22 protein-coding genes are annotated in these 21,790 nt (G+C 44.0%); 15 read left to right on the plus strand and 7 right to left on the minus strand.

Translation table 11 applies throughout. The annotated features are described in order from the left end of the window. Nucleotides 1-27: 27 nt before the first annotated feature. The 4 genes from AC6R16_RS11145 to AC6R16_RS11160 all read right to left on the minus strand — a co-directional run bounded on the left by AC6R16_RS11145 (nt 28) and on the right by AC6R16_RS11160 (nt 4,396). Nucleotides 28-1,299 carry an outer membrane protein transport protein gene (locus AC6R16_RS11145; RefSeq protein ID WP_500674393.1) on the minus strand — a complete coding sequence of 424 codons (1,272 nt, stop codon included), beginning with the start codon at nt 1,297-1,299 and terminating at the stop codon, nt 28-30. Between the two features lie 331 nt (nt 1,300-1,630). Beyond that, the gene (locus AC6R16_RS11150; protein ID WP_500674394.1) at nt 1,631-2,902 is read right to left on the minus strand and encodes a BamG-related protein; all 1,272 of its coding nucleotides are present in this window, start codon (nt 2,900-2,902) and stop codon (nt 1,631-1,633) included. 266 nt (nt 2,903-3,168) lie between these two features. Further along, complete coding sequence (locus AC6R16_RS11155; protein ID WP_500640869.1) at nt 3,169-3,897, minus strand: DUF3379 domain-containing protein; 729 nt, start codon at nt 3,895-3,897, stop codon at nt 3,169-3,171. Beyond that, the gene (locus tag AC6R16_RS11160; protein WP_253649379.1) at nt 3,890-4,396 is read right to left on the minus strand and encodes a sigma-70 family RNA polymerase sigma factor; all 507 of its coding nucleotides are present in this window, start codon (nt 4,394-4,396) and stop codon (nt 3,890-3,892) included. Before AC6R16_RS11160 ends, AC6R16_RS11155 begins: the two co-directional genes overlap by 8 nt. A 658-nt stretch (nt 4,397-5,054) precedes the next feature. Between AC6R16_RS11160 and fadI the strand changes: the two genes are divergently transcribed. From fadI to AC6R16_RS11175, 3 genes are all read left to right on the plus strand, one after another. Then, the gene (gene fadI, locus AC6R16_RS11165; protein ID WP_500640868.1) at nt 5,055-6,362 is read left to right on the plus strand and encodes an acetyl-CoA C-acyltransferase FadI; all 1,308 of its coding nucleotides are present in this window, start codon (nt 5,055-5,057) and stop codon (nt 6,360-6,362) included. Continuing rightward, nucleotides 6,362-8,485 carry a fatty acid oxidation complex subunit alpha FadJ gene (gene fadJ / locus AC6R16_RS11170; protein ID WP_500674395.1) on the plus strand — a complete coding sequence of 708 codons (2,124 nt, stop codon included), beginning with the start codon at nt 6,362-6,364 and terminating at the stop codon, nt 8,483-8,485. Before fadI ends, fadJ begins: the two co-directional genes overlap by 1 nt. A gap of 93 nt (nt 8,486-8,578) precedes the next feature. After that, nucleotides 8,579-9,127: an NAD(P)H nitroreductase gene (locus tag AC6R16_RS11175; protein ID WP_500674396.1), complete on the plus strand. Its 549-nt coding sequence runs from the start codon at nt 8,579-8,581 to the stop codon at nt 9,125-9,127. Nucleotides 9,128-9,178: 51 nt separating this feature from the next. On the opposite strand, the gene AC6R16_RS11180 is transcribed toward AC6R16_RS11175, so the two are convergent. Beyond that, complete coding sequence (locus AC6R16_RS11180; protein ID WP_004748335.1) at nt 9,179-10,054, minus strand: LysR family transcriptional regulator; 876 nt, start codon at nt 10,052-10,054, stop codon at nt 9,179-9,181. A gap of 241 nt (nt 10,055-10,295) precedes the next feature. Between AC6R16_RS11180 and AC6R16_RS11185 the strand changes: the two genes are divergently transcribed. From AC6R16_RS11185 to recR, 7 genes are all read left to right on the plus strand, one after another. Continuing rightward, nucleotides 10,296-11,396: a response regulator gene (locus AC6R16_RS11185; protein WP_500640866.1), complete on the plus strand. Its 1,101-nt coding sequence runs from the start codon at nt 10,296-10,298 to the stop codon at nt 11,394-11,396. A 210-nt stretch (nt 11,397-11,606) separates the two neighbouring features. Beyond that, the gene (locus AC6R16_RS11190; protein WP_004748332.1) at nt 11,607-11,738 is read left to right on the plus strand and encodes a hypothetical protein; all 132 of its coding nucleotides are present in this window, start codon (nt 11,607-11,609) and stop codon (nt 11,736-11,738) included. Between the two features lie 19 nt (nt 11,739-11,757). Then, entirely contained in the window at nt 11,758-12,150 is a 393-nt protein-coding gene (locus AC6R16_RS11195) for a YbaN family protein (RefSeq protein ID WP_500674656.1), read from the plus strand. Between the two features lie 167 nt (nt 12,151-12,317). Continuing rightward, complete coding sequence (gene apt / locus AC6R16_RS11200) at nt 12,318-12,863, plus strand: adenine phosphoribosyltransferase (RefSeq protein ID WP_004748330.1); 546 nt, start codon at nt 12,318-12,320, stop codon at nt 12,861-12,863. 29 nt (nt 12,864-12,892) lie between these two features. Beyond that, on the plus strand, nt 12,893-15,028 hold the full coding sequence (gene dnaX / locus AC6R16_RS11205; protein ID WP_500674397.1) for a DNA polymerase III subunit gamma/tau: 2,136 nt from the start codon (nt 12,893-12,895) through the stop codon (nt 15,026-15,028). Nucleotides 15,029-15,100: 72 nt separating this feature from the next. Then, complete coding sequence (locus AC6R16_RS11210) at nt 15,101-15,430, plus strand: YbaB/EbfC family nucleoid-associated protein (protein ID WP_004748326.1); 330 nt, start codon at nt 15,101-15,103, stop codon at nt 15,428-15,430. Between the two features lie 14 nt (nt 15,431-15,444). Further along, nucleotides 15,445-16,047 carry a recombination mediator RecR gene (recR, locus tag AC6R16_RS11215; protein ID WP_004748325.1) on the plus strand — a complete coding sequence of 201 codons (603 nt, stop codon included), beginning with the start codon at nt 15,445-15,447 and terminating at the stop codon, nt 16,045-16,047. A 92-nt stretch (nt 16,048-16,139) separates the two neighbouring features. Here recR and AC6R16_RS11220 read toward each other — a convergent pair whose 3' ends face one another. Then, nucleotides 16,140-16,781, minus strand: a complete 642-nt coding sequence (locus AC6R16_RS11220) for an outer membrane beta-barrel protein (RefSeq protein ID WP_500674398.1) — start codon at nt 16,779-16,781, stop codon at nt 16,140-16,142. A 92-nt stretch (nt 16,782-16,873) separates the two neighbouring features. Further along, a complete protein-coding gene (locus tag AC6R16_RS11225; RefSeq protein ID WP_500640862.1) occupies nt 16,874-17,122 on the minus strand; it encodes a YkgJ family cysteine cluster protein in 249 nt (82 codons plus the stop codon). A 590-nt stretch (nt 17,123-17,712) separates the two neighbouring features. Here AC6R16_RS11225 and AC6R16_RS11230 point away from each other — a divergent pair. The 5 genes from AC6R16_RS11230 to tssE all read left to right on the plus strand — a co-directional run bounded on the left by AC6R16_RS11230 (nt 17,713) and on the right by tssE (nt 21,786). After that, entirely contained in the window at nt 17,713-17,997 is a 285-nt protein-coding gene (locus AC6R16_RS11230) for a type VI secretion system PAAR protein (RefSeq protein ID WP_500674399.1), read from the plus strand. Beyond that, the gene (locus AC6R16_RS11235; RefSeq protein ID WP_500640860.1) at nt 17,981-18,988 is read left to right on the plus strand and encodes an SEL1-like repeat protein; all 1,008 of its coding nucleotides are present in this window, start codon (nt 17,981-17,983) and stop codon (nt 18,986-18,988) included. Before AC6R16_RS11230 ends, AC6R16_RS11235 begins: the two co-directional genes overlap by 17 nt. 332 nt (nt 18,989-19,320) lie before the next feature. Beyond that, nucleotides 19,321-19,818: a type VI secretion system contractile sheath small subunit gene (gene tssB / locus AC6R16_RS11240; protein ID WP_500640859.1), complete on the plus strand. Its 498-nt coding sequence runs from the start codon at nt 19,321-19,323 to the stop codon at nt 19,816-19,818. A 49-nt stretch (nt 19,819-19,867) separates the two neighbouring features. After that, nucleotides 19,868-21,343 (plus strand): type VI secretion system contractile sheath large subunit, encoded by a 1,476-nt coding sequence (gene tssC / locus AC6R16_RS11245; RefSeq protein WP_500640908.1) that lies wholly within the window; start codon nt 19,868-19,870, stop codon nt 21,341-21,343. Nucleotides 21,344-21,348: 5 nt separating this feature from the next. Then, nucleotides 21,349-21,786 carry a type VI secretion system baseplate subunit TssE gene (gene tssE / locus AC6R16_RS11250; protein ID WP_500640858.1) on the plus strand — a complete coding sequence of 146 codons (438 nt, stop codon included), beginning with the start codon at nt 21,349-21,351 and terminating at the stop codon, nt 21,784-21,786. Nucleotides 21,787-21,790 lie beyond the last annotated feature (4 nt).

The raw sequence follows: 21,790 nt of genomic DNA on the forward strand, positions 1-21,790 counted from the left end.
CAAGCCTTTTTGCTTTGTATTTTATGACTAGAAAGTGTAGTTCGCTTGTAGGCCGATTAGCCATACATCGCCTGAAATCTCACCCTCGAAGTTACCACCAGTCAATGCAGCAGTTTGATCAGAGGCATCACGTGGTTCTTTAATTGGCGCATCTTTGGCCAGAATATAAGTAAAGCCACCGTCAAGTGAGAATTGGTCAGTGAACTGGTAGCTAGCTCCTAGGCTCAACCATGTACGGTCAGTTTCAGGAATTGTTGTGGTACGGTTTTTATCATCAACAGCTGAAGTGTCATAAGCCACACCAGTGCGTAATGCTAGCTTAGCATCGTATTGATAAGTTGCACCTACAGCAAAGCGGTAGTTGTCCTTCCAGTTTTCGGTTTTTATCGTATCTGGACCAGTCGCGAATTGCGCTTGAAGCTCCTTGAATTTGCTCCAATCTGTCCAGTTGACGCTTGCATGAATAGATACTGTATCCGTTAATTGGTGGAAGCTTGCAACTTCTAATGTTGCTGGGAGCGGGATAGAAAGTGTTCCTGGCTTAGATGGTGTGTAAGATAGCCCAGATGCCGTTCCTTCAAAGTCCATCGTAACTTCTGATTTGTAAGCTACGCCTATTCGGTTGTGTTCATTGATATCCCATGCGGCACCTAGTTGGTAACCCCAGGATGTATCGTCCCCTTCCATATATTTGAGGGTTGTCACTGAGCCATCTACCACGCTTTTAAGGCTTGCACCAAAGTGTCCTTCGCCTGTCACGTAACGAACGCCTGCGCCAACACTGAAGCTGTCAACGACTTGGTAGCCAAGGCTGGCAACTGCTTCGACCGTCTTAACACTGGCTTTGTCACCGAAATGAAGAGCTGTGAAGCTTGATTCAAGCTCAGTTTCCATACCGTAATTTGTACCAAGGGCAAAGCCAATAGCTAACTTGTCGTTATATTTGTGCGAGAGGTACAGGTTAGGGATAACCGCACTATGAGCAATATCTTTAGAGGAGGTTGCACCGCGGCGATCACCCGTAGCAGAATTCGTTGTTACTTCACCGTTGATGTCTATGTTTGGATCAACATAAATCGCACCAGTAGAGATCTGAGTACCTTCAAGGTGAGTTAGCATAGCTGGGTTACGCCACTGTGCGCTTGCGTTGTCTGCCATTGCCGCTTCACCAGCGTAAGCACGGCCTAGACCTGTTGCTGAGTATTCTGCCAACTGGAAGCCCGCTGCGTTTACGGCTGAAGAGGTTGCCACTAGGCCGCATGTTACAGCAAGTGATAGAAGAGTCTTATTCGTTTTCATTGTAATGTTCGCTGAACTGATTGTATTTGTGTCGAGCGATCATAGGGTTAGAGCTATTACTTTAAAAATTAAAAACACTGTACCGATACTATTTGGAGTTTTATATAACTATTATTTTATTTAATAGATGTAAATACTGGATGTTAATGTAATGTTTTGATATTTCAGCGAACATTTGTAGCACCAATATCGCTTATGGAGTACGTGTGTAAGCTTGAATTTTGGGAATGGTCAAGCAAATCGAACTGAGAAAGGTCAGAGTCAAAAGCGAGTTAACTTAAAAGAAAAAGGCCAGCAGCGCTGGCCTTTTTGTAGGTATTGTAAGCTGAGCTTAGAATTTGTGCGTGTATTGCATACCAAATAGGAAAGCAGTTGCTTGTGTTTTAGCATCTAGAGTCACTGAACCAAGCTGGTCATTAACTTGCTTCTCTTTACTTGTTAGGTAAGTGAAGCCAACATCGATCGCTTGATCTTTGTTTAGATGGTAGGTTGCACCTGCAGAGAACCATTGGCGATCAGAATCTGGTACAGACACTGAAGTTAGTTCATCTTGCACACCTTGGTCGTACATGTAACCAATGCGTGCTTCCCAGTTTTGGTTAATGTAGTAAGTACCACCGATAGAGTAGTGGTAAGTATCCTTCCACTTGTATTCTTTAATCTGAGTACCGCTAGTTGAGCCTAGCTCTTCAAAGTCACTCCAACTAATGTACTGGATGCTGTAGTGAACAGCGAACTTAGTATCTTCGATGCGGTGGTAACCGGAGAATTCAGCTCTTGATGGTAGGGCAATCTTAACCTTGCCAATATCTTCAAACTGTGAGTTTGTGGAGTTGAATTTTTTGGCCGTACCGCTAGCTTCGATTTCTGGACTGTAGTGGTAGCTTAGGCCGAAACGGTTGTTTTCGTTGAGTTCAAATACAGTACCGATATTGAAACCAACTCCATAACCATCAACATCTACGTCAAGAAGTTGTGTTTCCGGTGCTGGGGAGCCTTGGAAATTAGTTTTACGTTTCAGTTCACCTTGACCGTAAATAACATCAAGGCCGCCACCAACGCTCCATTGCTCGTTAATTCTGTAAGACGCTGCTAGTAATAGGTTCATAGAGCTTAGGTTAGTGATACCACCAAAGCCATCAGCGCCAGGTGCTGGTGCGAACCCTGTTCCTTGCCCCCAGTTATCATCAAACTCATTAGTTGTCGCATAATTAGAGTAAAGGCCAAGGCCTACCGCGAACTTGTCGTTGACTGGATGCAAAACGTAAAGGTTAGGCACGAATGAGGTAGCATCATTCGTTGTATCAAGGTTTTGGTCACCTGTGATTGAATGGCTAACATCTTTCACTTCAACTTCAGAATCAATGATATTGAAACCGAGCGACATTTCAGTACGGTCAAATAGAGCCATTGCAGCTGCGTTACGCGACATAACAGAAGCGTTATCCGCGATAACAGCATCACCTGCAAATGCACGACCTAGGCCCGTTGCAGATTGAGAGTTAAGTTGGAAACCTGCAGCGAGAGCTTGCTGCGAAGCTAGAGAAGTTGTTGCGATTGTCACTGCTAATAGTGACTTTTTAAACAGACGCGTCTTGTTCATTTTTGCTTTTTCCTTTTTGTTCGTCTCTAAGTGGACGATAAAATTTGAGCAAAAGCTCAGTGGTGGCTGATACTAGACTCAAGTATATGATATAGAAATCCGACCATTGCCGATCAGGACGATAAAATTATGGAAATGATGGTTATCTGGCAAGAAAGTGCTGCAAAAAACGTCTTTTTAGAGTCTTGACTCTAATTTTGTGCTAAAAAAATGGCTTGAACAGGATGTCCAAGCCATGACGTGGGTCACAAAATGTTGCTATTTTGTTAAATCATTGGTTTGATGATTTTAGATATGCTTTCAGCGATCTTAGCCACATCTTCACCTTCATCACCGACAATGATCATACTGGTGTCTCCCATTGGCTCCACAACTCCAGCCATACCGTCTTCATTGAAGTCGACTGCTTGGTTAGATGGAATCCCGGTTAAGAACAGTGTGACTTTGCCTTTTTCCCCTCTGAATACCATATGTAGCGCATTGGATTTACCGAAGCCGCAGTGGTTTAAGTAATACACATGGTACGGAAAGGTTTCAGATAGTTGGTGGTCAAAAGGCATCATCTTGGCGTTGATTTGTGATGATTTGACCTGCTCATCAAGATTTTGGATAAATGGCTTTTCATCAACGACATGCTGAAGCGCCGTTGTTGCTAAGCTCGCTTGCGCTGGAGAGACAACCAGATTGCTCCAATTTAGCTGGCCAACCAATAAACCTGCCACAAATGCTACCGACGCTGCCATTGCCATCGCCTTGCGAGCAAAGTTTGGTCGCACAACGTTATCTCTGGCGACAGACGTTTGATTAAACAAAATCTTATCAGCCAGATCTTCAGGTACGTCGACTGCCATAGCTTTTGCAATCTGTTTGTCGAGATCGAGGACTTCATCAGCGAACTGTGCGTTTTGCTCACTTTCTTTTATTGCCGCACATATCTCACTATCTCTGTGTTTAGGATCGGACATGATGCGTCGGCGAAATTCTAATTCATCCATTTTGCTGCCCCCTATGTGTATTCTCTGAATCTAACATCTCTTTTAACTGGTTCCTCGCTCTAAACAGCCGAGTCATTACCGTATTCTTATTAAGACCGAGTATCTCGCCGATTTCTTCGCCGCTGAATCCCCCCACAACTTGGAGGAACAGTGGTTCTCGATAATCCTCCTCAAGCTTCATTATCTGAGCTTGAACCCATTGAGTTTGATGGTGAGGATCGTCTGAAACCTTAGCATCGTTGCCATGGTCGTCGATATCTACCAGGTCAAATTGTTTGCGCTCGAAACGGCGCGCGTTTTCTCGTCTTAATATCGTGATAAGCCAAGATTTAGCCGCTTTTTCGTCTTGTAAGCTATCGAGAGACTTCCATGCACGCAGGCAAGTTTCTTGTACCAGATCTTCTGCAATGGTTGGATCTTTACACAACCAATAGGCGTACCTGTATAAGTCTCTGTGATAGGCCCTGACGAGCGCTTCGTATTTTCTTTGTCTGTCCATATCCGAGTTGACCGGATCATTGGACTTTTTCTTTCCAAAAAAGTTGATGATTGACACAGGAGCCTCCCTCGTTGCTCTGTGATTTTATTGTTGTTGTCACTGCGACTAGCAGGGCAGTGGTACATATTCATTACTTAGCAAGCTAAAGTTATTGCTTGATTAGAAGCCGCAATAAAAGCGCAGTAATTGATGTTGTGAATAGGTGAAGTGAAATATAACAGCATCTGTTAGCTAGTTTTCCACTTAAAATTGATCTATTTCAAAATCTGGCACACTCGAAAGGTTATAGTAACACCTGTCATCTAGTCGGTGTTTACACTGACAAGTTGAGCAAGATGACACTTCCTTTTGAAGGCTGACTTTACTTTCTCCTAATCAGGAAACTGATTATTTCAATTGGCGTAAGTTAATTGCTTTATATATTCCAACCACACAGCTTTGTGTGGTTTTTTTTTGCCTGCAATCTCTACGACAACCATTCTACCTATAAGTTACACCTATTTTATCAAGTTATCTCTTAGTCCAGTGTTATTTATCGCCATTGGCTGATAAGCAGCGTAATCTGTCGTAAGTCACGTTTATTCAAACGACCGTTTGATTGAATTAACATTCTCGTTACAATGATTCTGGTCAGACCTCTATTTATTAAGGAGCAACAATGGGCAAGCAGGAAGTGAAAACTCGCTCAGGAGAACGTGTAGCGATTGTCGCAGGTTTGCGAACACCGTTTGCGCGTCAAAGTACAGAATTTAGCCAAGTCCCGGCGGTAGACCTCGGAAAAATGGTCGTGAGCGATATGCTTGCTCGCACTGAAATCGATCCAAAACTGATTGAGCAAGTTGTGTTTGGTCAGGTTGTGCAAATGCCTGAAGCACCAAACATCGCACGTGAGATCGTGCTTGGAACAGGGATGGACATTAATACCGATGCTTACAGCGTGACACGTGCTTGTGCGACGAGCTTCCAATCGGCCGTAAACGTTGCCGAAAGCATTATGGCGGGAACCATTGATGTCGGTATTGCTGGTGGTGCAGATTCGTCGTCTGTTCTGCCAATTGGTGTTTCTAAAAAACTAGCGGCAAACCTGCTAGCACTGAGTAAAACCAAGACACTCAGCCAAAAGCTCAATATTCTTAAAACTCTGTCATTGAAAGATTTAATGCCAGTACCGCCTGCAGTCGCTGAGTATTCTACTGGCTTGTCAATGGGTCAAACGGCGGAGCAAATGGCGAAATCACATGGCATTACTCGTCAGGCGCAAGATGAACTTGCTCACCGCTCTCATACGCTTGCTGCTCAAGCTTGGAATGATGGCAAAATAGAAGGGGAAGTCATGACGGCATTCCCTGAACCCTACAAGAAGTGGATCGCGAAAGATAACAATATTCGTGAAGACTCAACGATTGAGGGTTACGCAAAACTTCGTCCTGCATTTGACCGCCAGTACGGCAGCGTAACCGCGGCCAACAGTACGCCTCTTACCGATGGTGCTGCGGCAATTATGTTGATGCGCGAAGGCAAAGCGAAGGAACTTGGCTTAGATATCATGGGTTACATTCGCTCTTACGCTTTCTCTGCAATTGGTGTGGAGAAGGACATGCTAATGGGACCTTCTTACGCGACACCGATGGCGCTCGATCGCGCGGGGATTGAGCTTTCAGATCTTACGCTGATCGATATGCATGAAGCCTTTGCCGCGCAGGCGCTTTCAAACGTTAAAATGTTCGCAAGCGATAAGTTTGCTCAAGAGAAGCTGGGTCGAACAAAAGCGATTGGCGAAATTGATATGGATAAATTCAATGTGTTAGGTGGCTCGATTGCGTATGGTCACCCATTTGCTGCGACAGGCGCGCGCATGATCACTCAAACGTTGCGTGAACTGCAACGAAGAGGTGGTGGTTTAGCATTGAATACAGCCTGTGCCGCAGGCGGTTTAGGCGCAGCTATGGTACTGGAGGTAGAGTAATGAGCGACAAAACTGCATTTAACTTATCCATTGATGATCAAGATATCGCATGGCTTTCTATCGACGTCCCAGGCGAGAAAATGAATACCCTTCAAGCAGCGTTCGCTGACGAAATGGAAGCGATCTTCAGCCAACTTGCGGAGAAAGGTGCGGCAATTAAGGGGTTAGTGGTTCATTCGCTAAAACCAGATAACTTCATTGCAGGGGCTGATGTGCGTATGCTCGATGCTTGTAGCAGTGCTAAGGAAGCGCAGGCATTGGCAGAAAAAGGTCAGCAAATGTTCCAGCAGCTTTCGGACTTGCCTTATCCTGTCGTTGCCGCTATTCACGGCCCATGTCTGGGTGGTGGACTAGAGCTCGCACTAGCTTGTGATTACCGTGTGTGTAGTGATTCAGATAAAACCCGTTTAGGCTTACCAGAAGTACAGCTTGGCCTTTTGCCAGGCTCGGGCGGCACTCAGCGACTGCCTCGTCTGATTGGTTTGTTGCCATCACTAGATATGATTCTTACTGGCAAACAGCTTCGAGCAAAGAAAGCGAAAAAACTGGGCGTGGCAGATGCGGTCGTTCCTCATACGGTGTTGCTTGATGTTGCTAAAAGCTTTGTTGAAAAGAATTCTAATAAGAAGAAAGGCAAACGTAAGGTTTCGACTAAAGAGAAACTTATCTCAAATACTGGCTTAGGCCGCAAAGTGATTTTTGAGCAAGCTGCTAAAAAGACGAAAGAGAAGACTCGAGGTAACTACCCGGCAGCTGACGCCATTTTAGAAGTGATTCGTTTTGGTCTCGAAAAGGGCTTTGAAAAAGGCCAGAAGAAAGAAGCTGAGCGTTTTGGCGAGCTAGTTATGACCTCTGAGTCAAAAGCGCTACGTTCGATCTTCTTTGCAACCACAGAGATGAAAAAAGAGCACGGCAGTGATGCTCAACCTAAACCTATTGCTAGAGCCGCGGTTCTAGGCGGTGGTCTTATGGGCGCAGGGATTAGTCATGTCAGTGTGGCTAAAGCAAAAGTGCCTGTTCGAATCAAAGATGTGTCTAATGACGGTGTACTTAACGCGCTCAAATACAATTACAAACTGTTTGAGAAGCAAAGAAAACGTCGAATCCTCTCTAAAGCGCAACTGCAAAGTAAAATGTTACAGCTTTCTGGTGGGACAGATTTTACTCGCTTTAACCACACCGATATTGTTATTGAAGCGGTATTCGAAGATCTCAACCTCAAGCAACAAATGGTGGCAGATATCGAGAGTAACGCCAAAGATAGCACCATTTTCGCGACCAATACTTCGTCTTTGCCAATTCATCAGATTGCCGAGAAAGCGGAGCGCCCGGAAAACGTCGTCGGTCTACACTATTTCAGTCCGGTAGAGAAAATGCCATTAGTAGAGGTGATTCCTCATCAAGGCACTTCGGATGAAACGATTTCAACGGTAGTGGAATTTGCGCGTAAGCAAGGCAAAACACCGATTGTGGTTAAAGATTGTGCTGGTTTCTACGTAAACCGAATCTTAGCGCCCTACATGAATGAAGCGGCGCAAGTTCTGTTGACTGGAGAGCCAATCGAACAGCTTGATACTGCACTGCTTAACTTTGGTTTCCCTGTTGGGCCAATAACCTTGCTTGATGAAGTAGGCGTTGATATTGGTGCCAAAATTATGCCTATTTTAGTCGCTGAGCTCGGTGAACGTTTCCAAGGGCCAGATGTGTTTGACAAACTGCTCAATGATGACCGTAAAGGACGTAAGAGCGGTAAAGGTTTCTATACCTACAAAGGCAAAAAGAAAGAAGTCGACAAGTCAGTATATAAGTTACTGAGCTTGAGCCCAGAATCTAAGCTTGCTGAGAAAGACATCGCTATGCGTTGTGTTCTACCAATGCTCAATGAAGCGGTTCGCTGTTTAGACGAAGGCATCATTCGCAGCCCAAGAGACGGTGATATTGGTGCTATTTTCGGTATCGGTTTCCCTCCATTCCTAGGAGGTCCATTCCGTTATATGGATCAAATTGGAATCGAAAAACTGGTGGAAATCATGAACGAGCATGCGCAGAAATATGGCGATCGATTCGCTCCATGTGATGGTTTACTCACGCGAGCAGGCATTGGTGCTAAGTTCTACGACTAAAACCAAAGCTCTACTAAGGCGAACCAATGGGTTCGCCTTTTTCGTTTATGGGCGTTATTATCAAGAAAAACAAGAAACTAAAAAGGAAGTCTCATGGATGCTCTAGATTTATTGTTGAACCGTCGCTCAATCGCAAAGTTGTCTGAGCCTGCTCCAGAAGGAAAAGCGCTGGAAAACATTATTCGCGCAGGACTAAGAGCGCCAGATCATGCAGGTTTGACTCCTTGGCGCTTTGTTATTGCGCAAGGTGAGGGGCTCAACAAATTGTCTGACATTCTAGTCAAAGCTGCACAAGCTGAGGACAGTGAACAAGCCGTTGTGGACAAGGTGAAAAATGCGCCGTTTCGTGCCCCAATGGTGATTACTGTTATTGCTAAAGTGACCGAACATGAGAAAGTGCCGGCGCTAGAGCAATACCTTTCAGCAGGTTGCGCGGTTCAAGCGATGCAGATGGCAGCGGTTGCTCAAGGTTTTCAGGGATTCTGGCGTTCGGGCAAGTGGATGTTCCACCAAGAAGTGCGCCAAGCGTTTAATCTCGAAGGTGACGATGAAATTGTTGGTTTCCTTTATCTTGGTACGCCAGGTTGCACACCAATGAAAGTACCAGAGCGGGATTTGAGTAAGTTCGTCGAGTATCTGTAAGAATTAAAAAAAGCTTGGTGATTACCAAGCTTTTTTACTTTTGGCGATTGTTTAGTGAAGATTGTAAGCAATAACAAAATCAATAAACAAACGGACTTTTTCTGGTAGATGATCTTTATGGTTATAGAGCATATAGATATCGCGTGGGTTAGCACTCCAGTCTTCGAGAACGCGAACTAAGCTACCATCCTCAATGTACTCCCTCAGCATGACATCAGGCATAAGAGTGATACCTAAACCAGAAGAACAAGAGCTTCTTACTACGTCTAAGGTATTGGCTTGAAAACGGCCTTTATCATTATTGATAACGGTTTCGCCGCTATTGTTTGACAGCTGCCATTTAAGCAGTGGCGATCCTTTAAGCAGAGAGTGGTGATGCAGGTCTTCTGCGTGCTTAGGTTCTGGATTTAACTTCAGATATTCAGGGCTAGCGACCAGAATATCAGCCACTGAGCTGATTTTACGCGCGATTAGACTAGAGTCACGCTGCGGACCAACGCGAAAAATGACATCCCACTCAGTTGGGTCCAACTGATCGGCGTGGTTGCTGGTCGTTAGCTCAATATTGATGTCAGGGTACTTAGCCATAAAGGCATTGTACATAGGCATCATCATGCGCTTAGTCAGGTTTGAAGGCGCGGTAATACGAATTTTACCCGCAGCCCCTCGGCACTCATCGGTTAACTCCTCTGCAGCTGAGGCTAAGCGGCTAAGCAGAGGAGAACATTCATTGTAAAAACGTTCACCTGCTTCTGTAAGGGAAAGTTTACGAGCATGGCGATTGAGAAGGCGTAGGTTCAAAGAATCTTCTAGAGCCTGAATACGTCGCGTTATTGTCGCTACAGGAATCATCGTTTTACGAGAAGTTGCGGTATAACTCCCGTTTTCGACTACCAGTCTAAATAGGTTTAGATCATCTAATTTCATTGTATCAGACACACATTTTTACGAATTTGGTTAATTTATATGTATATCAAACGTCAAAGTTTGAGTCACATCAACAAGTTTATCGATATTTGTTATTCCATACATATAGTATGCAACAAGGCTTCAAAGTGGAAGATTTGTATAAATCGCAGTTCGAGACTACTTTTTAAGGAGTGTGTAGAACTAAATACAACAATAACAATAAAGAGCAGTAACATTAGTTTGTGTGAGGCAAAGATTTATGCATAAAACAGTTGAAGTTGGAACCAGTGCGGCTGTGCCTGTCGCCGCTGGGCAAAAGGTGATCATGCTGGTGGATGACGATCCGATCTTCCGCCGCATCACACTCGGCTTTCTAGAATCCCAAGGCTACAAGGTTGTAGAGGCGGAGAATGGACTCGATGGGTTGCAAAAACTGCGTTCAAATGAACCGGATTTGATTCTGTGTGATCTGTCGATGCCCATTTTGGATGGTATCGAGTTCGTTGAAGAGGTGAGCCTCGAGTACCCCTCATTACCGCTAATCGTTGTTTCTGCCACTGATGAAATTTCAGATGTGGCGAAAGCACTGAGGTTTGGGATTAAAGATTTTTTACCTAAACCGATTAGCAATCATGAGCACCTAGCGTGCGCCATCGAAAACACCCTTGATGACTCGGATAACCATTTAAGCGATCAACGTGATTTTTCCAGTCAATGGTTCAGAGTCGATAGCGGTGATATGCCAGAAGAGCAAGAGTTGCATTGGCATTTAGAGTACCTTGACGAGAATCCAAGCGCAGCCAAAGATTTGCTACATGCTTTGTTACCAGACAAGGACACTTCTCAAGGCGATTGGAAATGCAGCTATCGCTTGCTCCAGTCAACGGATGTGATGCCACTCGTATTCGATTATGCATGGCTTATCAACGGTCAGTTTGCTTTTTATCTCGTTGATTCTGACAGTGAAGGGCAGCATGGAGCGGCAACTACCTTATTGGTTCGCGCACTTTTCCATGATTATCTACGTAACCTCAAGTGCTTTAATGCCGATCTTAAAGACATAGCAAGCCTGCTTGAAAAGGGGATTAAGTGCTCTGATTGCAGTACACCAGTTAAGGCCATATTTGGTATCGCTGATTTATCCGAGGGAACGTTATCACTTCTCCCTGCTGGATTAGATGCTCAATGGGCTAATGGGTATTTTTCTCAGCATATTCCGGCAGGGGTTATGCTAGGAGAAAATTGCGTTAAAAACTTTATTACCTCTGACTTGCCCATTCAGTCAGCTTGTCAGTTAACGTTAAGTCGTTTGGGTTCAAGCAGTTTTAGCTTAGATATTTATCGTGGCAGCAATGCCTAGTCGCCACAGCTAGAATCATTATCTGGGTATGACTTATCCCGATAGGTATAAGGTTCAACAGACACATTTCAAATAACCCTTTTGTTAGTCGGTGTTTGTCGACTAACGATTAGGGTATAGTCCGCCATAAAACAAAAACAACCCAAGTTATTAACATTTGATTAATCTCATGGGAGTAAAGTCAACACCTATAATTAGAGAAGCAAGCTCATGGCAGACAAAGATTTTAAAGAACCTTATAATATTTACTACTTTCTTGGATTCATAGCAGTACTGCTTATCCCAACGCTACCAGCAACCTTGACTTGGATTCGCGTGCTTAATGGATATGCGGGCTTCTAAATAGCGTTCGGAGCATACCATCTTAATTCGCAGACTCTTTCTTAATTTTGTTGGTGTGCTCAGCCTAATTCTGGGCTTTATAGGTATTTTTTTACCACTCCTACCGACCACTCCGTTTATTCTTCTTGCTAGCGCTTGTTTTATGCGCAGTAGCCCCAAGTTTCATCGTTGGCTGCATCAGCACAAAACATTTGGTCCTATTCTGACGAATTGGCATCAAAATGGCGCTGTGACCGCTAAGGTCAAAAAGCGTGGTGTGATATGCATAATCATCAGTTTTGCTTTTTCAATTTGGGTCGTACCGCACTTCTGGTTAAAGATTGCCCTTGTATTGATGCTCATCATTTTACTCAGTTGGTTTATTCGTCTGCCTGTGACTGAGTACCTTGCCGATAGAGAAGAAAATCACTAAGATTGTGAAGAAGTGTGCCCGCTTTTGAAGTGGGCGTTTGTTTTTTAGGCACAATAAACCGCGGCAGTTACGTTAGTCATTTCCAGAGGTCAGGTTGTGCTCAGAATTACGCTAGCAAATGGTCAGTGTTTAAAAAATGCGCCAACTAGCCAATCTAAGAATGAATTATGACTACTGAAACAATCTCACAGATCAAATCAAGCATTAAAAGCATCCCAGATTACCCTAAGCCAGGCATTCTATTTCGTGATGTAACAAGCCTAATGGAAGACGCAGCGGCTTATCAGGCAACGATTCAGCTGTTAGTTGATAAGTACAAAGATATGGGCTTTACCAAAATCGTTGGTACTGAAGCTCGCGGTTTTCTATTTGGCGCGCCATTGGCTTTAGAGCTTGGTCTTGGTTTTGTACCAGTACGTAAACCAGGCAAGCTACCACGTGCGACTGTTGCTCAGTCTTATGAGCTAGAGTACGGCACAGACACGCTTGAAATCCACGTTGACGCGATCAGTGAAGGTGACAAAGTTCTTGTAGTTGATGACTTACTTGCTACAGGCGGTACGATTGAAGCGACTACAAAGCTGATTCGCCAGCTTGGCGGTGAAGTTGAGCACGCTGCTTTCGTTATCAACCTGCCTGAGATTGGTGGTGATAAACGTCTTGAAGGCCTAGGCCTTAACGTTTACAGCATCTGTGAATTTGAAGGTCACTAATCGGGTAGGTTATTTATAGGTATCGTTTCATGAGTTATCTTGCCTTAGCGCGAAAGTGGCGACCAACCAAATTTAACGAAGTGGTTGGTCAAGCCCATGTTCTCACCGCGCTTGAAAATGCGTTGGCGCAAAATCGTCTTCATCATGCGTACTTGTTTAGCGGCACTCGCGGTGTGGGTAAAACCACTATCGGGCGTCTGTTCGCCAAAGGTTTGAATTGTGAAACCGGCATTACCGCATCACCTTGTGGAGTCTGTGATACCTGTAAAGAGATCGATGAGGGTCGTTTTGTTGACTTACTAGAGATCGATGCAGCTTCTCGAACTAAGGTTGAAGACACTCGTGAACTTCTTGATAACGTGCAGTACAAACCTGCACGTGGTCGATTCAAGGTCTATCTTATCGATGAAGTTCACATGCTCTCACGTCATAGTTTCAACGCCTTGTTGAAAACTTTGGAAGAGCCACCTGAGTATGTGAAATTCTTACTGGCAACCACAGACCCACAAAAACTTCCCGTGACTATTTTATCTCGCTGTCTTCAGTTCCATCTGAAACCAATCAGCGTCGATAATATTCATGAGCAGCTTGATCACATCCTTCAGCACGAGAGCGTTAATGCTGAAGCGAGAGCATTAGGTATGATCGCACATGCGGCTGATGGCAGTATGCGTGATGCGCTAAGCCTGTCTGACCAAGCGATTGCCCTAGGGAATGGTCAAGTTCTGACGGACAGCGTCGCACATATGCTCGGAACCTTAGATACCGATCAAGCTTTACACCTACTTGAAGCTATCAGTTCTAAGCAGCCACAAACGGCGATGGAGTGTATCGCAACTCTCGCTCAAAATGGCGTTGAGTGGGATGGTTTGCTCCAACAGTTAGCGACGCAACTGCATAGACTTGCCATGTATCAGGCATTGCCTGCGACATTAGACCAAAACCAGCCTGATGCGGAAAAAGTTGAGCTGCTTGCGCGTGCATTAAGCCCACAAGATGTTCAGCTTTATTACCAAATTGCGTTAAAGGGACGAGAAGACCTCCCTCTATCTCCTTCTGAAAGAGTGGGGTTAGAGATGGTTATCTTGCGTATGATGGCGTTTAGACCTGTCTCCCAGCCGCAAGCGAATGCCATTAGCACTCAAGTTGAAGCGTCTGCTCCTGTTGAACCTAAACCTGTGAACACGGTTCCTGTGGTCAACCCAGCCCTGCGTGCTCAGCCTAAGGCATCAATTCCTCAATCTCGACCTCAGGCTTCTCAACCTGATCCAACTGCAAGCGTAGTACCTCCTGTTGCGGATTATGGCTACGAGCCGCCGCAATATGATGGGCCACCGATTGAGCAATACATGCCACCAAGTGAGCAGTTTGTTCCCCCTCAGCCAGATATGGGGCAGCCAGCAGCTCAGCCGCAAAGTCAGCCATCATCGCAGCCGAGTGAACGAACTTCTTCACCTTTGAGTGGTCTACGTCATCAGTTACGTTCGCAAAGAAAAGGGTTAAACCCTGGGCAAGGTAATACGCCAAAAAAGGCTAATGCGACATCTGCAAAACCAGAGTCTGTTTTAGACCGTGTAGCAAAAAAACACGGTGGATCAGCGCAGGTGTCGCCATTGTCACAATCCAACTTCAATGCAGCACCTGAGCCAGCTAAGGATGAACCATATCAATGGAAACCGACCTTACCTCAGACTCAGAAAGAATCGATAGAGCTAACGCCAACGTTACTCAAAAAGGCGTTAGAACATGAGAAAACACCAGAAATGGTGCAAAAGCTCGTAGATGAGAGCTTAGAAAAAAATGAATGGGCGAAACTGATTAGCCAGCTAACAACAGCGAAGCTAACGGAGCAGCTTGCACTAAACTCATATTATGAGAAAAGTGGCGCGTCTATTTCATTGACGCTAAGAGCGACACAGGCGCATCTGAATACAGACAAAGCGCAAAGTGAACTGCTGGGGGAGCTCAATCGCGTTCTCGGAGAAGAGTGTCACCTAAGTGTCGAAGTAGGAGAGAGTGGTGAAACGCCACTGGAGCTGCGAGATAAGCTCTATCAAGGGCGTTTACAGCAAGCTTTCACCAGCTTAGAGCAAGATCAGAATGTTCAGTTTATCGAGAAGCGCTTTGCTGCTCAGCTCGATAAAGAGAGCGTTAGACCAATATAATTGTCGGGGTTGAGTTTTACTAATTGGGCCCCATCTAATAACGAAACAAGCTAACTAACCAGAGAGATAAACATGTTTGGTAAAGGCGGTATGGGCAATCTAATGAAGCAAGCCCAGCAAATGCAAGATCGCATGCAAAAGCTTCAAGAAGAAATCGCTAATATGGAAGTAACAGGTGAGTCTGGTGCTGGCCTAGTGAAAGTAACCATTACTGGTAGTCACAGTGTTCGTCGTGTTGACATTGATGAAAGTCTAATGGAAGACGACAAAGAAATGCTTGAAGATCTTATTGCAGCAGCTTTCAACGACGCAGCACGTCGTGTTGAAGAAACTCAAAAAGAGAAAATGGCTGGTGTAACTGGTGGTATGCAACTTCCACCAGGCATGAAGATGCCTTTCTAATAGAGTAAGAATTAATGCGCACCAGTCATATGCTGGAGCAATTGATGGAGGCCTTACGTTGTCTACCTGGGGTTGGCCCCAAGTCGGCGCAGCGTATGGCCTTTCATTTGTTACAGCGTGATAGAAAAGGCGGCTTGCAGCTCGCAGATGCGTTAAGCCATGCGATGACCGAAATTGGTCACTGTAGCGAGTGCCGTACTTTTACTGAAGAAGAAACTTGCCATATCTGTACTAATCCTAAAAGACAGGAAAATGGTCAGATTTGTGTGGTTGAAAGCCCTGCGGATATCGCAGCGGTTGAGGCAACCGGCCAATTCTCCGGTCGTTACTTCGTGCTGATGGGACACCTTTCACCACTAGATGGGATTGGTCCTAGTGATATTGGTTTAGATACGCTGGACTTCCGCCTTCGTCGCGGAGATATCAGTGAAGTGATTCTTGCTACTAACCCGACGGTTGAGGGTGAAGCAACGGCCCATTATATTGCTGAGCTTTGCCGAGAGCATCAAGTTCAAGCGAGCCGTATTGCTCATGGTGTTCCTGTCGGAGGTGAGCTAGAGCTCGTTGATGGCACAACGCTATCACATTCTTTACTTGGTAGGCAGAAGCTTTCTTAATGAAATGATAAGACCGCGGGAAACTGCGGTTTTTTATTGGAATCGATATTTGATAGCAATCCATCCCTAGATTGCGCGTGAGAAATAACCCGTTAGAAACGGTAGTCGAATGAGAGACTTATTTGATTGTTGTATGGGATTGAAACCTTGGTTGATTCGCCACTGTCCCAGTTAATGGTGTTGTCGTATGATTCAAACATATGACGGTATTGTAAATCAGCAGATAAATTATCAAGAATTTGGTATTGCGCACCAACTTGTAAACCGTAAGTGAAGTCAGTATGACTGGCTTTGTGAGAAGCGCCATCCCCTGTATCACGATTATAAATCGACATTTCAACTCGGTTGTTAACCAAACCAACCGTAGCACCCCCAAACAAAGATAAATCTGAAGTTAGTGCATGAAGGTAATCATAAGAAATCAGGTATTCTGTTTGAGCAAGATCGACACCTGAGCTCACGTGCTCAGGTTCTTCATTTAGACGGTTACGATAGAGCGAAGAGTCAAACATGCGGTTGATCGTGGCAGTAAATCGGTGGTTATCCTCTAAATATAAGCCGGCTCTTATGTGGAACGCGCCACCCTTAGCGTTATCGCTGAACGTGCCGAATTCGCTATCGCTGACTTCTCCCTTTACTCCTTGGTAGCCACCACCTGCACCGATGAAGAACTCAGTGGCGTAAACCGAACTAGAAAGGCTAGCAATCACGAGTAAGCTAAGCTGTTTTTTCATTTTAACCTCCAAAGAAATGAGGCAAACATTATCTTTGGAGCTAAATTAGAGAACTAATTAATAGGTCTTATAACGATGATAATTTTTACTTATCAGGTTAGGGTTTCAAGCTCTGTAATGTTATCTAATGCTTGTTGATTCGAAGAACCACACACCACTGGGCATGGTTTAAACTCATGGCAGACCTTTGGTCGCTCTGGCTTTCCAAATAGTTTGCAAAGATTATCTTCATTTAGCTGAATACAGCGTTGTCCTGCGGGCTTTCCTTTAGGCATGCCAGGGATAGGTGAAGAAATACTGGGGGCTATACAGCATGCGCCGCAGCCTAAACGACATTCCATTCATCACTCTCTCATGAAATTTTTTCGCATGTTAGCAGGCCGTGTGATCTATATCACTAAATTTTTCAAAATTGAACCTAGATAGTTATCACTGAACTACACGATGTGAAAAAATATTATGCTCATTTTTCCCCTCTGTTGTGAATTTTTCTCCCAAGAATCCTAGTGTCGTACGCTTTAATGCCTAGCTTATTTAATGATTGCTAATTTAGAGTTTAGTTAATCGTTATTGATTGATTGTTGCCAAATCTGCTTGTTTATCGGAATGGGTGTATCGATTTTTCGTTAATTAAATAACAATAAAATAAATTAAATTAATATCAGATCTATAAATAACATTTAGGATTCCAAACGGTATTTGTGTGATGTTATTTATTTATTATTTTATCAAAATACTAATGATAGTTTTAATGCTTAATTGGTGAGCAAAAAATTGCTTGATTCATAGGCGACTCTTTGCCTAGAATTCGCAACTACTTGCTCAGATATATATTTGCGATTTATATAGCAGGATATCATTAGCCTTTATTTTTGGTGTGTTAATTGCTTACTAGGTTGTCTTTCAAATTCTTATAACTTGTGAGGTTTTTATGGGAAATGGAATTATTGTAGGGCACATAGGAACTGAGCATGATGGATTTCCACCGACGCCTGTCACCGCTGGGTCGGCGACAGTGAAAATTGATGGTATACCTGCAGCCCGACAAGGGGATCCTTTGGAGCCTCACGATAAACCCAAGAACCCAAAACATGACCGTTCCATTGCCGCAGGTTCTGGTACGGTAAAGATTGATGGAAAGCCAGCGGCAAGAGCTGGTGACCCTGTGAGTTGTGGAGGGGTGTTGCAAGGTGGTAGCAGTGTCAATATCGGTTAGATTCCTAGCCATCGTCATCGCGGTAGCTATGCTAAATAACGCTGCCCTCGCGAGTGATAATTATGATGTAGAGAAGATGTCTGCAGCAGATGCCTATAAGCATGGAAAATTGCTTCGAGCGCAGTTCAAAAACACAGAAGCAAGAGAATACCTTAAATACTCTGCAGACAATGACTATCCCGACGGAGCCTATGCGTACGCGATGGAAACAATGGGCTACCATGATGGCGTTCGTGCAACGGGTTACGCGAGAGAATATTTGGTAAAAGCCGCAGAAAGCGGTAATAGGCCAGCACTCAAATACCTATATCGTAACGGGGATTGGTTGAGTCATGCCAAGCGTAATAAATATAAGAGCGCGTACTATAACAGTCTGATTGATTTGGGAGCTTTATCTCCGGGTTTAGCCTATTTGCACTTATCTGACTATTTTCATGAGTCGGACAGAGAGCTCTCTGAGTATTACTTGGAAAAGGCGATGGAGTTTGAAATCCCCAGTGCTTTTATGACAAGCGCCGAAAGATTAGAAAATGGAGAGGGTGATTACTTTTTTGATAGTGAAAGAGTTGCCTTATCACGTAAGAGATATATGCATGCTGCAGTGGAAGGGTATATTCCTGCAATCAAAAGATATGTTGCCATTTTGGAGTCTCGGGGCAAGTTTCAAGAAGCCCTAGAGTGGAGAGAAGTCGGTGTTGTTCAAGGTGACATTACATCTTTGGTTACCCTCGGCAATATCTACAGTGGTAACAGCCCAAGATACAGTTTTGTAAAGACAGACCTGACTAAAGCAAAAGCCTACTTCGAGCTCTATCTGGAGAACGCAGGGCAAGACAGATTAAGTAGCGTGTACCATCAGGCTGAAACCAATTACAAAGAGATAGTGGATAAAATAGCAGAGGTTCAACTTCCTCAAGCTCAAGCGTTGAAGGATGAGTTATCTGAAGTCACATACTTCTATAACCATGATTATCTTTGGAACACCTATTGAGCATGAATAAAGTATGAAATCCGAACACTGTTTTGTGGTCAGATTCATGCTGTGCATTATTTTGTTTAGGTCATATTAATAGGCCGTATTAAATTAGTGTTGTTAATTATATTAATCATTTAAATGTGATATTGGTTCAAGAGAATAATGTTTTTAAAATATAAATTCCTTTTCTCTAATAATTGATCGTTTAAGAATTATTAAAACATCTAAAAAAGTATATCTGACAATAAAGTCAATTAACCTTTTCTCCCTGTGAGTAATAGGTTGGTTACTTTATTGTCAATATAAACACCATCCTGTTTAAATTTAATTATCGGAGAACTTTGATTATGTCTAAGGAAGGAAGCGTTGCTCCTAAAGAGCGGATTAATATTAAATATATTCCTGCCACTGGTGACGCTCAGGCTGAAGTTGAACTACCACTAAAAACTCTAGTGGTTGGAGACTTTAAAGGCCATACCGAAGAAACCCCTGTCGAAGAGCGTAGTACCGTTTCAGTTGACAAAAACAACTTTGAATCTGTGATGCGTGAAAGTGAACTGAGTCTTTCAACTTCAGTAACAAGCAAACTAACTGAAGATGAAAACGCAGAGTTACCTATTGAACTACGTTTTAACTCTCTAGCTGACTTTTCACCAGACTCGATTGCTAACCAAGTTCCAGAGCTCAACAAACTTATTGAACTTAGAGAGGCCTTAGTTGCGCTAAAAGGTCCACTTGGCAACATTCCAGCATTCCGTGATCGCTTACAAGAGTTACTTCACTCACAAGATTCGCGCGACAAGCTATTAGAAGAGCTAAACCTTGTCAGTGAAGACGCTAAATAGAACAAAATGCTGACTAATAACATTCGTCATTTAATGGATTAGGAAATACCTGATGTCTACAGAAACGGTACTTGAAAGACCCCAGCTGGCTGAAGGCGGCTTACTGGATGAAATCATGGCGCAGACGAAAATCGCGCCAAGTGAAGATGGCTATGATATCGCCAAAAAGGGTGTAGCAGCCTTTATCGAAAATCTAATTGGTTCTGAGCAAGCTGAAGAAGCGGTGAACAAATCTCTTGTTGACCAAATGCTCGTTGAACTAGATAAAAAAATCAGTGCACAGATGGATGAAATCCTGCACGACAGCAAGTTCCAGCAAATGGAATCTTCTTGGCGAGGCCTTAAATTACTTGTTGATCGCACTGATTTTGGTGAAAACAACAAAATTGATCTTCTCCACGTAACCAAAGAAGAATTGTTAGAAGATTTCGAGTTTGCTCCAGAAACCACTCAGTCTGGTTTATACAAGCACGTTTATTCTTCAGGCTACGGTCAGTTTGGTGGTGAGCCTACTGGAGCAATTGTAGGTAACTTCGCATTTACTCCTTCTACACCAGACATGAAGCTTCTTCAATATATGGGTGCGTTAGGCGCGATGGCTCATGCTCCGTTTCTTTCAAGTGTTGGCCCTGAGTTTTTTGGCATCGATTCATTTGAAGAGCTACCAAATATTAAAGATGTTAAATCTATCTTTGAAAGCCCTAAATACACTAAGTGGCGCTCTTTGCGCGAATCAGAAGATGCACGTTACCTTGGTTTAACAGCCCCACGTTTCCTTCTGCGTGTACCGTACGATCCAACAGAAAACCCAATCAAATCTTTCAACTACTCTGAGAGTGTTGCTCAATCTCATGAGCACTACCTATGGGGCAATACTGCGTTTGCGTTTGCTACCCGTTTGACTGACAGCTTTGCCAAATACCGTTGGTGTCCAAATATCATTGGCCCACAAAGCGGTGGTGCAGTTGAAGATTTACCTGTACACGTATTTGAATCTATGGGTGCCCTGCAGGCCAAGATTCCGACCGAAGTGCTGATCACCGACCGTAAAGAATTTGAACTTGCTGAAGAAGGTTTCATTGCACTTACGATGCGTAAAGGCAGTGATAACGCGGCGTTTTTCTCTGCTAACTCTATCCAGAAGCCAAAAATCTTCCCGAATACTAAAGAAGGTAAAGAGGCAGAAACCAACTACAAACTGGGTACTCAACTGCCTTACATGATGATCATCAACCGCTTAGCGCACTACATCAAAGTATTGCAGCGTGAGCAAATTGGTTCGTGGAAAGAGCGTCAAGACTTAGAGCGAGAGCTAAATACTTGGATTAAGCAGTACGTAGCTGATCAGGAGAACCCGCCGGCAGACGTACGTAGTCGTCGCCCACTTCGCGCTGCGAAGATTGAAGTTGCTGATGTAGAAGGGAACCCAGGTTGGTATCAGGTTTCACTTTCTGTGCGTCCTCACTTCAAGTACATGGGTGCGAACTTTGAGCTGTCTCTGGTTGGTCGTTTAGATCAGGCTTAATTGATATGACGTACTTTGCACCAGAAGAAAGTACGTTTGGCGTTGGCTTCTTTGAACGCTTAGAAGCCAATTCCAATAACGTCTCTTTAACTCAAGGACCGGACCCGAGTGATGTACTAGAGTCGATTAAGCTCAATGTTTCCAAGATACTCAACACTCGTGTTGGTGGCTCTCAAAGCTCGCCAGAGTTAGGGCTAATCGATTTCAATGATGCGACTCTAGATACGCTTGATTTGTCTCTTAAGGTCAAACTTGCCATCCAAGATTGTTTATCCAACTTTGAGCCAAGGTTGAAAAACATCGAAGTTGCAGCCCATACCGATAGCTTTAGCCCCTTGTCTTTGCAGTTCAAGATTACAGCTCAGATCAATAGTGAAGCGATACATGATCGTGTTCAGATTAGTTTGTTACTAGATCAAAACAGAAAATACCGAGTGATTTAGGGAT

Source organism: Vibrio sp. R10-SG3-ISO10 (assembly GCF_059834185.1).

Excerpts from the sequence above, each read along its gene's own strand:
- AC6R16_RS11145 (WP_500674393.1), bottom strand. The coding sequence starts at position 1,299 with ATGAAAACGAATAAGACTCTTCTATCACTTGCTGTAACATGCGGCCTA.
- AC6R16_RS11150 (WP_500674394.1), bottom strand. The coding sequence starts at position 2,902 with ATGAACAAGACGCGTCTGTTTAAAAAGTCACTATTAGCAGTGACAATC.
- AC6R16_RS11155 (WP_500640869.1), bottom strand. The coding sequence starts at position 3,897 with ATGGATGAATTAGAATTTCGCCGACGCATCATGTCCGATCCTAAACAC.
- AC6R16_RS11160 (WP_253649379.1), bottom strand. The coding sequence starts at position 4,396 with ATGGACAGACAAAGAAAATACGAAGCGCTCGTCAGGGCCTATCACAGA.
- fadI (WP_500640868.1), top strand. The coding sequence starts at position 5,055 with ATGGGCAAGCAGGAAGTGAAAACTCGCTCAGGAGAACGTGTAGCGATT.
- fadJ (WP_500674395.1), top strand. The coding sequence starts at position 6,362 with ATGAGCGACAAAACTGCATTTAACTTATCCATTGATGATCAAGATATC.
- AC6R16_RS11175 (WP_500674396.1), top strand. The coding sequence starts at position 8,579 with ATGGATGCTCTAGATTTATTGTTGAACCGTCGCTCAATCGCAAAGTTG.
- AC6R16_RS11180 (WP_004748335.1), bottom strand. The coding sequence starts at position 10,054 with ATGAAATTAGATGATCTAAACCTATTTAGACTGGTAGTCGAAAACGGG.
- AC6R16_RS11185 (WP_500640866.1), top strand. The coding sequence starts at position 10,296 with ATGCATAAAACAGTTGAAGTTGGAACCAGTGCGGCTGTGCCTGTCGCC.
- AC6R16_RS11190 (WP_004748332.1), top strand. The coding sequence starts at position 11,607 with ATGGCAGACAAAGATTTTAAAGAACCTTATAATATTTACTACTTTCTT.
- apt (WP_004748330.1), top strand. The coding sequence starts at position 12,318 with ATGACTACTGAAACAATCTCACAGATCAAATCAAGCATTAAAAGCATC.
- dnaX (WP_500674397.1), top strand. The coding sequence starts at position 12,893 with ATGAGTTATCTTGCCTTAGCGCGAAAGTGGCGACCAACCAAATTTAAC.
- AC6R16_RS11210 (WP_004748326.1), top strand. The coding sequence starts at position 15,101 with ATGTTTGGTAAAGGCGGTATGGGCAATCTAATGAAGCAAGCCCAGCAA.
- recR (WP_004748325.1), top strand. The coding sequence starts at position 15,445 with ATGCGCACCAGTCATATGCTGGAGCAATTGATGGAGGCCTTACGTTGT.
- AC6R16_RS11220 (WP_500674398.1), bottom strand. The coding sequence starts at position 16,781 with ATGAAAAAACAGCTTAGCTTACTCGTGATTGCTAGCCTTTCTAGTTCG.
- AC6R16_RS11225 (WP_500640862.1), bottom strand. The coding sequence starts at position 17,122 with ATGGAATGTCGTTTAGGCTGCGGCGCATGCTGTATAGCCCCCAGTATT.
- AC6R16_RS11230 (WP_500674399.1), top strand. The coding sequence starts at position 17,713 with ATGGGAAATGGAATTATTGTAGGGCACATAGGAACTGAGCATGATGGA.
- tssB (WP_500640859.1), top strand. The coding sequence starts at position 19,321 with ATGTCTAAGGAAGGAAGCGTTGCTCCTAAAGAGCGGATTAATATTAAA.
- tssE (WP_500640858.1), top strand. The coding sequence starts at position 21,349 with ATGACGTACTTTGCACCAGAAGAAAGTACGTTTGGCGTTGGCTTCTTT.